Source organism: Pseudomonas laurylsulfativorans (genome assembly GCF_002906155.1).
Classification (GTDB): Bacteria; Pseudomonadota; Gammaproteobacteria; order Pseudomonadales; family Pseudomonadaceae; genus Aquipseudomonas; species Aquipseudomonas laurylsulfativorans.
In genome coordinates, this window is the sequence record NZ_MUJK01000003.1 from 288,833 (window position 1) to 303,008 (window position 14,176).

12 protein-coding genes are annotated in these 14,176 nt (G+C 58.7%); 10 read left to right on the forward strand and 2 right to left on the reverse strand.

Annotated features, from left to right (window positions below; genetic code table 11):
• Positions 1-177: 177 nt before the first annotated feature.
• Positions 178-2,772 (forward strand): Fe/S-dependent 2-methylisocitrate dehydratase AcnD, encoded by a 2,595-nt coding sequence (acnD, locus tag B0D71_RS11745; protein ID WP_103394911.1) that lies wholly within the window; start codon positions 178-180, stop codon positions 2,770-2,772.
• Positions 2,773-2,839: 67 nt separating this feature from the next.
• A complete protein-coding gene (gene prpF, locus B0D71_RS11750) occupies positions 2,840-4,030 on the forward strand; it encodes a 2-methylaconitate cis-trans isomerase PrpF (protein ID WP_103394912.1) in 1,191 nt (396 codons plus the stop codon).
• 120 nt (positions 4,031-4,150) lie between these two features.
• Here prpF and ppsR read toward each other — a convergent pair whose 3' ends face one another.
• Positions 4,151-4,969 (reverse strand): posphoenolpyruvate synthetase regulatory kinase/phosphorylase PpsR, encoded by an 819-nt coding sequence (ppsR, locus tag B0D71_RS11755; RefSeq protein ID WP_085716827.1) that lies wholly within the window; start codon positions 4,967-4,969, stop codon positions 4,151-4,153.
• A 228-nt stretch (positions 4,970-5,197) separates the two neighbouring features.
• On the opposite strand from ppsR, the gene ppsA reads away from it, so the two are divergent.
• The 8 genes from ppsA to B0D71_RS11805 all read left to right on the forward strand — a co-directional run bounded on the left by ppsA (position 5,198) and on the right by B0D71_RS11805 (position 13,329).
• Complete coding sequence (gene ppsA, locus B0D71_RS11765; protein WP_338066719.1) at positions 5,198-7,519, forward strand: phosphoenolpyruvate synthase; 2,322 nt, start codon at positions 5,198-5,200, stop codon at positions 7,517-7,519.
• Between the two features lie 198 nt (positions 7,520-7,717).
• Positions 7,718-8,707, forward strand: a complete 990-nt coding sequence (locus B0D71_RS11775) for an alpha/beta fold hydrolase (protein WP_103394915.1) — start codon at positions 7,718-7,720, stop codon at positions 8,705-8,707.
• Between the two features lie 141 nt (positions 8,708-8,848).
• Entirely contained in the window at positions 8,849-9,337 is a 489-nt protein-coding gene (gene rraA / locus B0D71_RS11780; protein WP_173900792.1) for a ribonuclease E activity regulator RraA, read from the forward strand.
• A gap of 26 nt (positions 9,338-9,363) precedes the next feature.
• Positions 9,364-10,359 carry a zinc transporter ZntB gene (locus tag B0D71_RS11785; RefSeq protein WP_103394916.1) on the forward strand — a complete coding sequence of 332 codons (996 nt, stop codon included), beginning with the start codon at positions 9,364-9,366 and terminating at the stop codon, positions 10,357-10,359.
• Between the two features lie 62 nt (positions 10,360-10,421).
• Positions 10,422-10,670, forward strand: a complete 249-nt coding sequence (locus B0D71_RS11790) for a CrfX protein (protein WP_103394917.1) — start codon at positions 10,422-10,424, stop codon at positions 10,668-10,670.
• A gap of 2 nt (positions 10,671-10,672) precedes the next feature.
• Complete coding sequence (locus tag B0D71_RS11795; protein WP_007916401.1) at positions 10,673-11,497, forward strand: mechanosensitive ion channel family protein; 825 nt, start codon at positions 10,673-10,675, stop codon at positions 11,495-11,497.
• A gap of 90 nt (positions 11,498-11,587) precedes the next feature.
• Positions 11,588-12,178, forward strand: coding sequence for an RNA polymerase sigma factor SigX (gene sigX, locus B0D71_RS11800; RefSeq protein ID WP_015096065.1), 591 nt, complete (start codon positions 11,588-11,590; stop codon positions 12,176-12,178).
• Positions 12,179-12,285: 107 nt separating this feature from the next.
• Entirely contained in the window at positions 12,286-13,329 is a 1,044-nt protein-coding gene (locus B0D71_RS11805; protein WP_103394918.1) for an OmpA family protein, read from the forward strand.
• Between the two features lie 73 nt (positions 13,330-13,402).
• On the opposite strand, the gene cobA is transcribed toward B0D71_RS11805, so the two are convergent.
• Positions 13,403-14,167: a uroporphyrinogen-III C-methyltransferase gene (gene cobA / locus B0D71_RS11810; protein ID WP_103394919.1), complete on the reverse strand. Its 765-nt coding sequence runs from the start codon at positions 14,165-14,167 to the stop codon at positions 13,403-13,405.
• Between the last annotated feature and the right edge of the window lie 9 nt (positions 14,168-14,176).

Genomic DNA, 14,176 nt, shown 5'->3' on the forward strand with positions numbered 1-14,176 from the left:
GGATCTGAGATCAACGCAGATCCCTGTAGGAGCGAGCTTGCTCGCGATGGAATGTCATTCACATTGGTGTCGGCTGACACACCATCGCGAGCAGGCTCGCTCCTACAGTGGACTGTGTTCACTTCAAGTCCGGTGCCAGGCCCCGCCTTTTGTAACTACCGTGACCGAGTCCTGACGATGAACACTCAATTCCGCAAACCGCTGCCCGGCAGCCACCTGGATTACTTCGATGTCCGCGCAGCGGTCGAGGCGATCCAGCCTGGCGCTTACGACACCCTGCCGTACACCTCCCGTGTGCTGGCGGAAAACCTTGTGCGTCGCTGCGACCCGGCCACGCTTACCGAATCCCTCAAGCAATTCATCGAACGCAAACGCGACCTCGATTTCCCGTGGTTCCCGGCCCGCGTGGTGTGTCACGACATCCTTGGTCAGACCGCGCTGGTCGACCTCGCCGGCCTGCGTGACGCCATCGCCCTGCAAGGCGGTGACCCTGCGCAAGTCAACCCGGTAGTGCCGACTCAATTGATCGTCGACCACTCCCTGGCCGTCGAGCGTGGTGGCTTCGATCCGCAGGCGTTCGAGAAGAACCGCGCCATCGAAGACCGTCGCAACGAAGACCGCTTCCACTTCATCAACTGGACCAAGAAGGCGTTCAAGAACGTCGACGTGATCCCGCCGGGCAACGGCATCATGCACCAGATCAACCTGGAGAAAATGTCTCCGGTGATCCAAGTGCGCGACGGCGTGGCTTTCCCTGATACCTGCGTCGGCACCGACAGTCACACCCCGCACGTCGATGCGCTGGGCGTGATCGCCATCGGTGTCGGTGGTCTCGAAGCCGAAAGCGTGATGCTCGGCCGCGCATCATGGATGCGTCTGCCGGAAAGCGTTGGCGTCGAACTGACTGGCAAGCTGCAACCGGGCATCACCGCCACCGACATGGTGCTGGCGCTGACCGAGTTCCTGCGCAAGCAAAAAGTGGTTGGCGCATGGCTGGAGTTCTTCGGTGAAGGCGCATCAAGGCTGACCCTTGGCGACCGCGCGACCATTTCCAACATGGCCCCGGAATACGGTGCCACCGCGGCCATGTTCTATATCGACCAGCAAACCATCGACTACCTCAAGCTCACCGGCCGTGAAGACGAGCAAGTGCAGTTGGTCGAGAACTACGCCAAGCAGGTCGGCCTGTGGGCTGACAGCCTCAAAGGTGCGCAATACGAGCGCGGCCTGACGTTCGACCTGTCCTCGGTCGTGCGTAACATGGCCGGCCCGAGCAACCCGCACGCCCGTGTAGCGGTTTCGGATCTGGCGGCCAAAGGGATCTCCGGCCAGTGGGACGATGTACCAGGCCAGATGCCGGACGGCGCGGTGATCATTGCCGCCATCACCAGCTGCACCAACACCAGCAATCCGCGCAACGTGATCGCCGCCGGCCTGCTGGCGCGCAACGCCAACAAGCTCGGCCTGACCCGCAAGCCATGGGTCAAGTCGTCCCTGGCGCCGGGTTCGAAAACCGTGGCGCTGTACCTCGATGAAGCCGGTTTGACCGATGAGCTGGACAAACTCGGCTTTGGCGTCGTGGCCTTCGCTTGCACCACTTGCAACGGCATGTCCGGCGCACTGGACCCGGTGATCCAGCAAGAGATCATCGACCGCGACCTGTACGCCACTGCGGTGTTGTCCGGTAACCGTAACTTCGACGGCCGGATTCACCCGTACGCCAAGCAGGCGTTCCTCGCTTCGCCGCCACTGGTGGTCGCTTACGCCATCGCCGGCACCATCCGTTTCGACATCGAAAAAGACGTGCTGGGCGTGGTCGATGGCAAGGAAATCCGCCTGAAAGAAATCTGGCCGAGCGACGAAGAAATCGACGCAGTGGTCAAGGCATCGGTGAAGCCGGAGCAGTTCCGTCAGGTCTACATTCCGATGTTTGCCATCCACGAAGACACCGGCCCGAAAGTCGCGCCGCTGTACGAGTGGCGCGAGATGAGCACCTACATCCGCCGTCCGCCGTACTGGGAAGGTGCGTTGGCCGGAGCTCGTCCGCTCAAGGGCATGCGTCCGCTGGCGGTGCTGCCGGACAACATCACCACCGATCACCTGTCGCCGTCCAACGCGATCATGATGGACAGCGCTGCTGGCGAGTACCTGGCGAAAATGGGTCTGCCGGAAGAGGACTTCAACTCTTACGCGACTCACCGTGGTGACCACCTGACCGCACAGCGCGCGACCTTCGCCAACCCGAAACTGTTCAACGAAATGGTTCAGGAAAACGGCAAGGTCAAGCAGGGCTCGCTGGCCCGTGTCGAGCCGGAAGGCAAAGTGATGCGCATGTGGGAAGCGATCGAGACCTACATGGATCGCAAACAGCCGCTGATCATCATCGCCGGTGCCGACTACGGTCAGGGTTCGTCCCGCGACTGGGCGGCCAAGGGCGTGCGCCTGGCGGGTGTGGAGGCGATTGCCGCCGAAGGTTTCGAGCGCATTCACCGCACTAACCTGGTGGGCATGGGCGTGTTGCCGCTGGAATTCAAAGCGGGCACCAACCGCCATACCCTGGCCATCGACGGCAGCGAAACCTACGACGTGATTGGCGAGCGCACCCCGCGTGCCGAGCTGACACTGGTGATTCATCGCAAGAACGGTGAACGCGTCGATGTGCCGGTGACCTGCCGCCTCGACACCGCCGAAGAAGTGTCGATCTACGAGGCCGGCGGCGTGTTGCAACGCTTCGCCCAGGACTTCCTCGAAGAGTCGGCGGTTGCCGTTTAAAACAAGCTGTGCAGACGCGGGACTTCAAGTCCCGCGTTTGTTTTCAAGCTAAGGAGTAAGTAACACCATGGCTCATGCACCGCAGATCAAGATTCCCGCGACCTACATGCGCGGCGGCACCAGCAAAGGCGTGTTTTTCAGCCTGAAGGATTTACCTGAAGCAGCACAGGTCCCAGGCCCGGCCCGCGACGCGTTGCTGCTGCGCGTGATCGGCAGCCCCGATCCGTATGACAAGCAAATCGACGGCATGGGCGGCGCGACCTCCAGCACCAGCAAAACCGTGATCCTGTCGAAAAGCATCAAGGCCGATCACGACGTTGATTACCTGTTCGGTCAAGTCTCCATCGACAAGCCATTCGTGGACTGGAGCGGCAACTGCGGCAACCTGTCGGCGGCCGTCGGTTCGTTCGCGGTCAGCAACGGTCTGGTGGACGCCAGTCGCATCCCGCAAAACGGCGTGGCCGTGGTTCGCGTGTGGCAGGCCAACATTGGCAAGACCATCATCGCTCACGTGCCGATCACCCATGGTGAAGTGCAGGAGACCGGCGATTTCGAACTCGACGGTGTGACCTTCCCGGCGGCCGAAGTGCAGATCGAGTTCCTCGATCCGGCGGCGGAAGAAGAGGGGGGCGGCGGTTCAATGTTTCCTACCGGCAACCTTGTGGATGATCTCGAAGTGCCCGGCGTCGGTACCTTCAAGGCGACCATGATCAACGCCGGCATCCCGACGATTTTCGTCAATGCCGAAGACATCGGCTACAAGGGCACCGAGTTGCAGGGCGCGATCAACGGCGACCCGAAAGCCTTGCAGATGTTCGAAACCATTCGTGCTTATGGCGCACTGCGCATGGGCCTGATTGCCAGCGTCGACGAAGCGGCCAAGCGTCAGCACACGCCGAAAGTGGCGTTCGTGGCCAAGCCGGCGGACTACGTGGCGTCCAGCGGCAAAGCCGTTGCGGCAGGCGATGTCGACCTGCTGGTGCGTGCGCTGTCCATGGGCAAGCTGCACCACGCAATGATGGGCACGGCGGCAGTCGCAATCGGCACGGCGGCGGCAATTTCCGGCACTTTGGTGAACCTCGCGGCAGGCGGTATCGAACGCAGCGCGGTGCGGTTTGGCCACCCGTCCGGCACCTTGCGCGTTGGCGCCGAGGCCAGTCAGGTCAACGGCGAATGGACCGTGAACAAAGCCATCATGAGTCGCAGTGCGCGGGTGTTGATGGAAGGGTTTGTGCGGGTGCCGGGGGATTCGTTCTGATCAGCGCATGACCCTGTAGGAGCGAGCTTGCTCGCGATGGAGTGTCATTCACATTGGTGTCGACTGACACTGCGCCTTCGCGAGCAAGCCCGCGAAGGCGCTGGAGCAGGCGCCGCAGAACTACTTGAAGCGCCGCTCCACACCTTTCTCCACGAGAATTTTCGCGGAGATTTCTTCCACGGAGAAATGCGTGGAGTTGATGTTCGGAATGTTTTCGCGGCGGAACAGGTTTTCCACCTCGCGCACCTCGAATTCGCACTGGGCATAGCTCGAATAGCGGCTGTTGGGTTTGCGCTCGTTGCGGATCGCGGTAAGGCGGTCCGGGTCGATGGTCAGGCCGAACAGCTTGTGCTGGTGGGCGCGCAGGGCGGACGGCAGTTGCAGGCGTTCCATGTCGTCTTCGGTCAGCGGGTAGTTGGCTGCGCGGATGCCGAATTGCATCGCCATGTACAGGCACGTCGGCGTCTTACCACATCGCGACACGCCCACTAGTATCAGGTCGGCCTTGTCGTAATAGTGCGTGCGGGCGCCGTCGTCGTTGTCGAGGGCAAAGTTCACCGCCTCGATGCGCTCCATGTAATTGGAGTTGGTGCCGATGGAGTGGGATTTGCCCACGGTGTAGGAAGAATGCTCGGTCAGTTCCTGTTCAAGCGGTGCCAGGAAAGTCGAGAAAATGTCGATCATGAAACCATTCGAGGTGGCGAGAATCTCACGAATGTCCTGATTGACGATGGTGTCGAAGATAATCGGACGGAAGCCGTCGGTTTCGGCGGCTTTGTTGATTTGTTGTACCATGGCCCGCGCTTTGTCCACGTTGTCGATATACGGCCGCGTGACTTTGCTGAAGGTAATGTTTTCGAACTGCGCCAGAAGGCTTTGACCCAGGGTTTCGGCGGTAATGCCGGTACCATCGGAGATAAAGAAAGCAGATCGTTTCATTTGCACCTTGGGCCTTAAGCTAGTGACGAATCTTGGATATGATAGGCGCGATTTGCCGGCCGCCAATGGCCCGCATTCTCACTTATTTTCCAGGTCCAGGCCATATAGCCGGCAAATGCTCACTTAAGCAGCCGGTTTCTGAGCTTTTCCAACACAGTTAGTGGAGAGATCACCTTGGTAGAGTACGTAGTTTCCCTCGACAAGCTCGGCAAAGACGACGTTGAGCACGTGGGGGGCAAGAACGCATCCCTGGGCGAGATGATCAGCAACCTTGCAGGTGCCGGTGTATCGGTGCCCGGTGGCTTCGCCACGACCGCTCAGGCGTATCGTGATTTCCTGGAACTGAGCGGCCTGAATCAGCAGATTCACGACGCGCTCGATGCTCTCGACGTCGATGACGTGAATGCCCTGGCCAAGACCGGTGCCCAGATCCGTCAATGGATCATGGAAGCCGAGTTCCCTGAAAAATTGAATGCCGAAATCCGTACCGCGTTCGCCACGCTGTCCGCCGGCAACCCTGACGTGGCAGTGGCCGTGCGTTCTTCCGCCACCGCCGAAGACTTGCCGGACGCTTCCTTCGCCGGCCAGCAGGAAACCTTCCTGAACATCCGTGGTGTCGAAAACGTCATTCGCGCCGCCAAAGAGGTGTTCGCCTCGCTGTTCAACGACCGCGCCATTTCCTATCGCGTGCACCAGGGCTTCGACCACAAGCTGGTTGCCCTGTCGGCTGGCGTGCAGCGCATGGTCCGATCCGAAACCGGCACCGCCGGCGTGATGTTCACCCTCGATACCGAATCGGGTTTCCGTGACGTGGTGTTCATCACCGGCGCCTACGGCCTGGGTGAAACCGTCGTACAAGGCGCAGTGAACCCGGATGAGTTCTACGTTCACAAAGGCACGCTGGCCGCCGGTCGCCCTGCGATCCTGCGCCGCAACCTGGGCAGCAAGGCCATCAAGATGATCTACGGCGACGAGGCCAAGGCCGGTCGTTCGGTCAAGACCGTCGATGTGGACAAGGCTGAACGCGCACGTTTCTGCCTGACCGACGCTGAAGTCAGTGAGCTGGCCAAGCAGGCGATGATCATCGAGAAGCACTACAAGTGCCCGATGGACATCGAGTGGGCCAAGGACGGTGACGACGGCAAGCTGTACATCGTGCAGGCCCGTCCGGAAACCGTGAAGAGCCGCACCCAGGCCAACGTCATGGAGCGTTACCTGCTCAAGGAAACCGGCACCGTGCTGGTGGAAGGCCGCGCTATCGGCCAGCGCATCGGCGCTGGCAAGGTCCGCATCATCAAGGACGTGTCCGAGATGGACAAGGTCCAGCCAGGTGACGTACTGGTTTCCGATATGACCGATCCGGACTGGGAACCGGTCATGAAGCGCGCCAGCGCCATCGTCACCAACCGTGGCGGCCGTACTTGCCACGCGGCGATCATCGCCCGTGAACTGGGTATTCCAGCGGTAGTAGGTTGCGGCAACGCCACCCAGCTGTTGAAAGACGGCCAGGGCGTGACCGTTTCCTGCGCTGAAGGCGACACCGGTTTCATCTTCGAAGGCGAGCTGGGCTTCGACATCAAGAAGAACTCCGTCGACGCCATGCCGGATCTGCCGTTCAAGATCATGATGAACGTCGGCAACCCGGACCGTGCCTTCGACTTCGCGCAACTGCCGAACGCCGGTGTGGGCCTGGCCCGCCTGGAGTTCATCATCAACCGTATGATCGGTGTGCACCCCAAGGCGTTGTTGAACTACGACGGCCTGCCGCTGGAGATCAAGGAAAGCGTCGACAAACGCATCGCCGGTTACGACGATCCTGTCGGCTTCTACGTCGAGAAACTGGTCGAGGGCATCAGCACCCTGGCGGCAGCGTTCTGGCCGAAAAAGGTCATCGTGCGCCTGTCGGACTTCAAGTCCAACGAATACGCCAACTTGATCGGCGGCAAGCTCTACGAGCCGGAAGAAGAAAACCCGATGCTGGGCTTCCGCGGTGCGTCGCGTTACATCAGCGAATCGTTCCGTGACTGCTTCGAACTCGAGTGCCGCGCCCTCAAGCGTGTGCGCAACGAGATGGGCCTGACCAACGTCGAAATCATGGTGCCGTTCGTCCGTACCCTGGGCGAAGCGAGCCAGGTGGTCGATCTGCTGGCGGAAAACGGTCTGGCTCGCGGTGAAAACGGCCTGCGCGTGATCATGATGTGCGAGCTGCCGTCCAACGCTATCCTGGCGGAAGAATTCCTTGAGTTCTTCGACGGTTTCTCCATCGGTTCCAACGACCTGACCCAGCTGACACTGGGCCTGGACCGTGACTCCGGCATCATCGCGCACCTGTTCGACGAGCGTAACCCGGCGGTCAAGAAGCTACTGGCCAACGCCATTGCCGCGTGCAACAAGGCCGGCAAATATATCGGCATCTGCGGTCAGGGCCCTTCGGACCACCCGGACCTGGCCAAGTGGTTGATGGAGCAGGGCATTGAAAGCGTTTCGTTGAACCCCGATTCCGTACTGGAAACCTGGTTCTTCCTGGCGGAAGGTCAAGCTTCGGCTTGATCCTGTGTAAACGGACCGCTCTCTCTCTGTAGGAGCGAGCTTGCTCGCGATGGATGTCAACGATAACGCGGTTATCCTGGATAAACGTGGTGTCTTGAAGTTCTTCGCGAGCAAGCTCGCTCCTACAGGGGGTGGCGGTTTTAGAGACTCAAGCAGGGCGGGCTCCTCCGGATGCCGCCCTTTTTTGTGCAAGAGATTATGCAAAGCAGCAGCAACCTATTTCCTGTCGCCCTGATCAGCGCCGAACGTCGCGGTGATCTGAGCGAAGATGTGTATCGTTTGAAACCTGGCAACAGCCCCGACTTCACTGTCGAACTGGCTGTGACTCGTCTGGGCATGGCCGATGAGCCGTCTTCCCGAGGCGTACCGGTGATCCTGCTGCACGGCAGCTTTTCCAATCGCCGGTTCTGGTTTTCTCCCAAGGGCCTGGGGTTGGGCGCTTATCTGGCCCGCCTGGGATTCGACGTCTGGATTCCGGAAATGCGCGGTCACGGCTTGTCCCAGCGTAACCACGACTACCGCAAGAACTGTGTCGCCGACTACGCTCGCTATGACCTGCCGGCCATTGGCGCGTTCGTGCGTGAACAGAGCGGGCAGGTTCCGCACTGGATCGGTCATTCGCTGGGCGGTATTACATTGGCGGCGGCGCTGGGCGGCGAGTACATCGGTGAGCCGGTGGTGGCCTCGGCCGCGTTTTTCGGCACCCAGGTCAGTCGCACCTACTGGCCTTTGAAGATTCCGCCGGTGGAGTGGAGCGGTCGCTTCATTCTCAAGCGGTTTGCCCAGTTGTCCGGCTCAAGGCTCAAGCGCGGCCCGGAGGACGAGCCGATCGGCCTGGCCCTGGAAAGCATGCGCTGGTTCGGTCTGTTCGGGCGCTTTGGCGATGCCGATAAAAACTGGTGGGCCGGTTTGGCCGAGGTCAAGTTGCCGGTGCTCGCTGTGAGCGCGGCGGGTGATCATCAGGATCCTGCGTGGGCGTGCCGTAAACTGTTCGAACAGTTCGGTTCCGAGCACAAGCAGTTTATCAACCTGGGTCGAGATCAAGGTTTCACCGACAATTTCGGTCACGTTGAAATGCTCGTCAGCAAACCTGCCCAGGCCGAAGTCTGGCCGCTGGTGACCCGCTGGCTGGCGGATCAGCAGGCACCACTGTTGGGAGATCAGCGGGATTTGGCTGCGGCGGTTTGAGCCTGACGCTCTAACAAGGGCATTTCGCTCTGACCAGCTTGCGGCTAAGATATGACGCATTGAGCTGTTCCGGTCACTTTGCGTGACCGAGTCATCACTGATGTTCGTGCTGTCTTTCTCTTTAACAGGAGTTTCTCGATGATCCATTACCTCACGCCTGACCTGTGCGACGCTTATCCGGAACTGGTGCAGGTACTGGAACCGATGTTCAGCAATTTCGGCGGCCGTGATTCCTTCGGTGGCGAAATCGTGACCATCAAGTGCTTCGAAGACAACTCGCTGGTCAAGGAACAAGTCGAACTCAAAGGCAATGGCAAGGTTCTGGTGGTCGACGGCGGTGGCTCCCTGCGCCGCGCGCTGCTAGGTGACATGCTCGCCGAAAAAGCATCCAGCAATGGCTGGGAAGGCCTGGTGATCTACGGCTGCATCCGTGACGTCGACGTCATCGCGCAAACCGATCTGGGTGTTCAGGCGCTGGCCAGCCACCCGATGAAAACCGACAAGCGCGGTATCGGCGATCTCAACGTTGCCGTGACCTTCGCTGGCGTGACCTTCCATCCGGGCCATTACATCTATGCGGACAACAACGGCGTAATCATCTCGCCAAGCCCACTGAAAATGCCTGAATAAAGCGCTGGCCGACTAAAGGAGTGCGGATGTTCGAGGAAGAAAACGCGCAATGGGGGCTGGTGCATGCCCTGGTGCTTGACGGTAGAGGCGGCGCGCGTTCGATTGCCCGGACTGAACTTGACGACTTGCAACTGCAGGCTCATGAAAGCCTGTGGTTGCACTGGGATCGCAGTCATCCGCAAACCCAGACCTGGCTGCGCAAATCCAGCGGTCTGAGTGAATTCAGCTGTGACCTCCTGCTTGAAGAAAACACCCGCCCGCGACTTTTGCAGCTTTCGGACAGCGAACTGCTGCTATTTTTGCGCGGGATCAATCTGAACCCCGGTGCCGAGCCGGAAGACATGGTGTCGGTGCGAATCTTCGGTTCCGCACAGCGTGTCATTTCCCTGCGTTTGCGTCCGTTGCGTGCCACTGAAGAACTGCTGGTGCAGCTGTCCGAAGGCAAGGGGCCGAAAACTGCCTCCGAACTCATCCTTTGCATGGCGCAGTACCTCACCAACAGGGTGCAGGATCTGGTCAGCTGTCTCTCGGAAGTTGTCGATGAGGAAGAAGAAAAGCTGGATGCCGACGAACGGTATACACCTGAGCACGGATCGGTTTTGCAGATTCGTCGCCGGGCGGCTGCGTTGAAGCGTTTTCTTGCTCCGCAGCGGGATATTTTCGGGCAGTTGACGCGAATCAAGTTGCCCTGGTTCGTCGAGGACGATGGTGATTACTGGAACGAATTGAACAACAGCCTGACCCGTTATCTCGAAGAGCTGGAGTTGACCCGGGAGCGGGTGGGGCTGGTCCTGGAAGCTGAAGACCGTCGCTTGAGCGTGCGCATGAATCGCACGATGTATCGCTTCGGCATCATCACCGGGATCTTTTTGCCGATGAGTTTTTTGACCGGGCTTTTGGGGATCAACGTCGGTGGAATTCCGTTCTCTGCCAGCCCTTATGGCTTTCTGATCGCCTGCCTGATGATGGTCTCGGTGGCGCTGGGGCAGTGGTGGTTATTCCGACGTTTACGCTGGGTCTGAGGGCAACCATGTGACCCGACCAAAGCTGACCGCGTCTCCCACAGACATCACGAGAGGTGCGTATGCACGATCCGTTTGAACAGTCTTTACGCGACATGCTCAATGCCTCACCGTCCACACGGGACGACGATGCGTGCCTGGGGCGCGTGCTGAAAACCGCCAACCGCCAGGTCGGTGCAGGTGATCTGTTCAGCCTGCTGGGGCGCTGGTTGCCCGCACTGATGATTGCCCTTAATAACGGATCGGCCCATGTCGCGCCGGTATCCCGTCTTCGTAAATCCGCTGCCCGCACTGCTGATAAGGCTGATTGAATATGGAACTTGATCTCTGGACTCAGAGCCTCGTCACTGCAATGACTGCGTTGTGGACCAAGGTTGCGAACTTCATTCCGAACCTGTTTGGCGCACTGGTTGTGCTGCTGTTGGGTTTTGTCGTGGCCAAACTGCTGGACACCTTGCTTTCCAAATTGCTCGCCAAATTGGGCCTTGACCGCTTGATGGGCGGTACCGGCCTGACCAAGCTGATGTCCCGCGCTGGATTGCAAGTTCCTATTTCGACCCTGATCGGCAAGATCGTCTATTGGTTCGTTCTGCTTATTTTTCTGGTTTCTGCCGCAGAATCCCTTGGACTCGAGCGAGTTTCAGCTACGCTGGACATGCTTGCGTTGTATTTGCCAAAAGTATTTGGCGCCGCGCTGGTGTTGCTTGTAGGTGTTTTGCTGGCGCAACTGGCCAACGGCCTGGTGCGCGGAGCGGCAGAAGGCGTAGGTCTGGACTATGCTTCGGGGCTTGGACGAATTGCTCAGGGCCTGGTGATCATCATCAGTATTTCGGTGGCGATCAGCCAGTTGGAGGTCAAGACTGACCTGCTCAACCATGTGATCGTGATCGTGTTGATAACCGTTGGTCTGGCGGTAGCGCTGGCCATGGGGTTGGGAAGCCGGGAAATTGCCGGCCAGATTCTTGCGGGAATCTACGTGCGTGAGCTGTACCAGGTTGGGCAACAAGTGCGTGTTGGCGAGGTCGAAGGCCAGATCGAAGAGATCGGCACGGTTAAAACCACATTGCTGACCGATGAGGGTGAGCTAGTCTCTCTCTCCAATCGGATCCTCCTCGAGCAGCATGTGAGTAGCCGCTAACCCGGCAAACCCTGCTAATGTATGCCGCCGCAAAATGCCAGCTGACGCTGGCTGCGGAGGATATTGACCTGACTGTCGGCCCGACTTGTTTTGAATAAAGCTCAATCGCTATCCATGCGCTACGACCCCCGCGAGCTCTCTGATGAGGAGTTGGTCGCGCGCTCGCATACCGAGCTGTTTCACGTAACGCGCGCCTACGAAGAACTGATGCGGCGTTACCAGCGAACATTATTTAATGTGTGTGCAAGATATCTCGGGAACGATCGCGATGCAGACGATGTCTGTCAGGAGGTCATGTTGAAGGTGCTTTATGGCCTGAAGAACTTCGAGGGCAAATCGAAGTTCAAGACATGGCTATATAGCATCACGTACAACGAGTGCATCACACAGTATCGGAAGGAACGGCGAAAGCGTCGCTTGATGGACGCATTGAGTCTTGACCCCCTTGAGGAAGCGTCCGAAGAAAAGACGCCGAAACCTGAGGAAAAGGGTGGACTTGATCGCTGGCTGGTGTATGTGAATCCGATTGACCGTGAAATTCTGGTGCTACGATTTGTCGCAGAGCTGGAGTTTCAGGAGATCGCAGACATCATGCATATGGGTTTGAGTGCAACAAAAATGCGGTACAAACGCGCTCTAGATAAATTGCGTGAGAAATTTGCAGGCATTGCTGAAACTTAGTTCAGCGCAAATATCTCTTACGTGTAGGCAAGTTCTGATAGACTTGCCGCCGAGTTGTCCCCCGGTTTGCGGGACTGCTTCACAATCACCAGATGGGGATTTAACGGATGAAACTGAAAAACACCTTGGGCTTGGCCATTGGTACTCTTATTGCCGCTACTTCGTTCGGCGCATTGGCACAAGGCCAAGGCGCAGTTGAAGGCGAGCTCAACTACGGGAAGAAGTACAACGACAGCGTTAACAACGTTGAAGACGGCTACACTCCTGGCGCCTCCATCGGTTACTTCTTGACCGACGACGTTTCGTTGAACTTGACCTACAACAATGACGACCACACCCGTTCGAACAACGGTACTGGCCATCAGAAAATCGAAGGCGACCAGTTTGGTCTGAATGCTCAGTACCACTTCAACAACGCTGGCGACGCTCTGCGTCCTTACGTTCAAGGTGGTGTCAAGCACGGCAGCATGACCAACGTAGCTGCTGACGGCCACACCGGTCGTGACCAGTCGACTTTCCTGACTGCTGGCGCTGGCCTGAAGTACTACTTCCTCGAAAACGTCTACGCTCGTGCTGGCGTAGAAGCTGACTACAAGCTGGACAACGGCCGTTGGGACTACATCCCATCCGTAGGTCTGGGTGTTAACTTCGGTGGCGGCAACAAGCCTGTTGCTCCGGTTCCAGCTCCAGAAGTCTGCTCCGACAGCGACAACGACGGCGTTTGCGACAACGTTGACAAGTGCCCGGACACCCCAGCCAACGTAACTGTTGACGCTGATGGCTGCCCAGCTGTTGCTGAAGTTGTTCGTGTAGAGCTGGACGTGAAGTTCGACTTCGACAAGTCGGTAGTCAAGCCAAACAGCTACGGCGACATCAAGAACCTGGCTGATTTCATGAAGCAGTACCCATCCACCACCACTACTGTTGAAGGTCACACTGACTCCGTCGGTCCTGACGCTTACAACCAGAAACTGTCCGAGCGTCGTGCAAACGCCGTTAAGCAAGTTCTGACCAACCAGTACGGTGTTGAATCGTCCCGCGTTCAGTCTGTTGGCTACGGCGAATCCCGCCCAGTTGCTGACAACAAAACTGACGCTGGTCGCGCTGTTAACCGTCGCGTAGAAGCGCAGGTTGAAGCTCAAGCTAAGTAATTAGCTCGCAGCTCTGAAAAGCCCGGCTCAGGCCGGGCTTTTCTTTGTCTGCGATTTGGTGAAACAGCTGAAACTACGCAGACTGATCTGCCGCCATCACAGGCAAATCACACGCCCACAGGGACTGAGTTGCACAGGCTGCCACGGCACCGATCACCAGTATGGCAGGGCTTTTCAGCTGGAATCGGAAGGCAGCTTCATCCATCGCTGAGAGAGTGCTCAGACATTCCCGCTGCTGGGGCAAGGACGCGTTTTCAATCATGGCCACGGGTGTGTCCGTTGCCATGCCGCCAGCCAATAGCTGTTCACGGATTTCACTGAGCTTGGCCACGCCCATGTAAATCACTAGCGTCGTTCCGCCTTGGGCCAGCGCCTGCCAGTTCAATTGGCTGTCGTCTTGGGTATGTGCGGTGACCAGCGTCACGCCGCGGGCCACACCGCGCAAGGTCAGCGGGATATCGCATTGCGTTGCCCCCGCCAGTCCGGCAGTGATGCCATTGACCAACTCGGCTTCGACTCCACGCTCACGCAACCACTGCGCCTCTTCACCTCCACGACCGAAAATGCACGGATCGCCACCCTTGAGCCGGGCCACACATTTACCCTGCCGGGCATAACGGAGCATCAGGCGATGGATGAACGCTTGCGGGGTGGAGCGGCAGCCGCCGCGTTTGCCCACCGGGATGACACGCGCCCGGGGGCAATGCTCGAGTACCGCGACATTGACCAGGTCATCGATCAGCACCACATCGGCTTCCCGCAAGGCGCGTACCGCCTTCAATGTGAGCAACTCCGGATCACCCGGGCCCGCACCTACCAGCCAGACTTTTGCACTCATAGTGTTTTC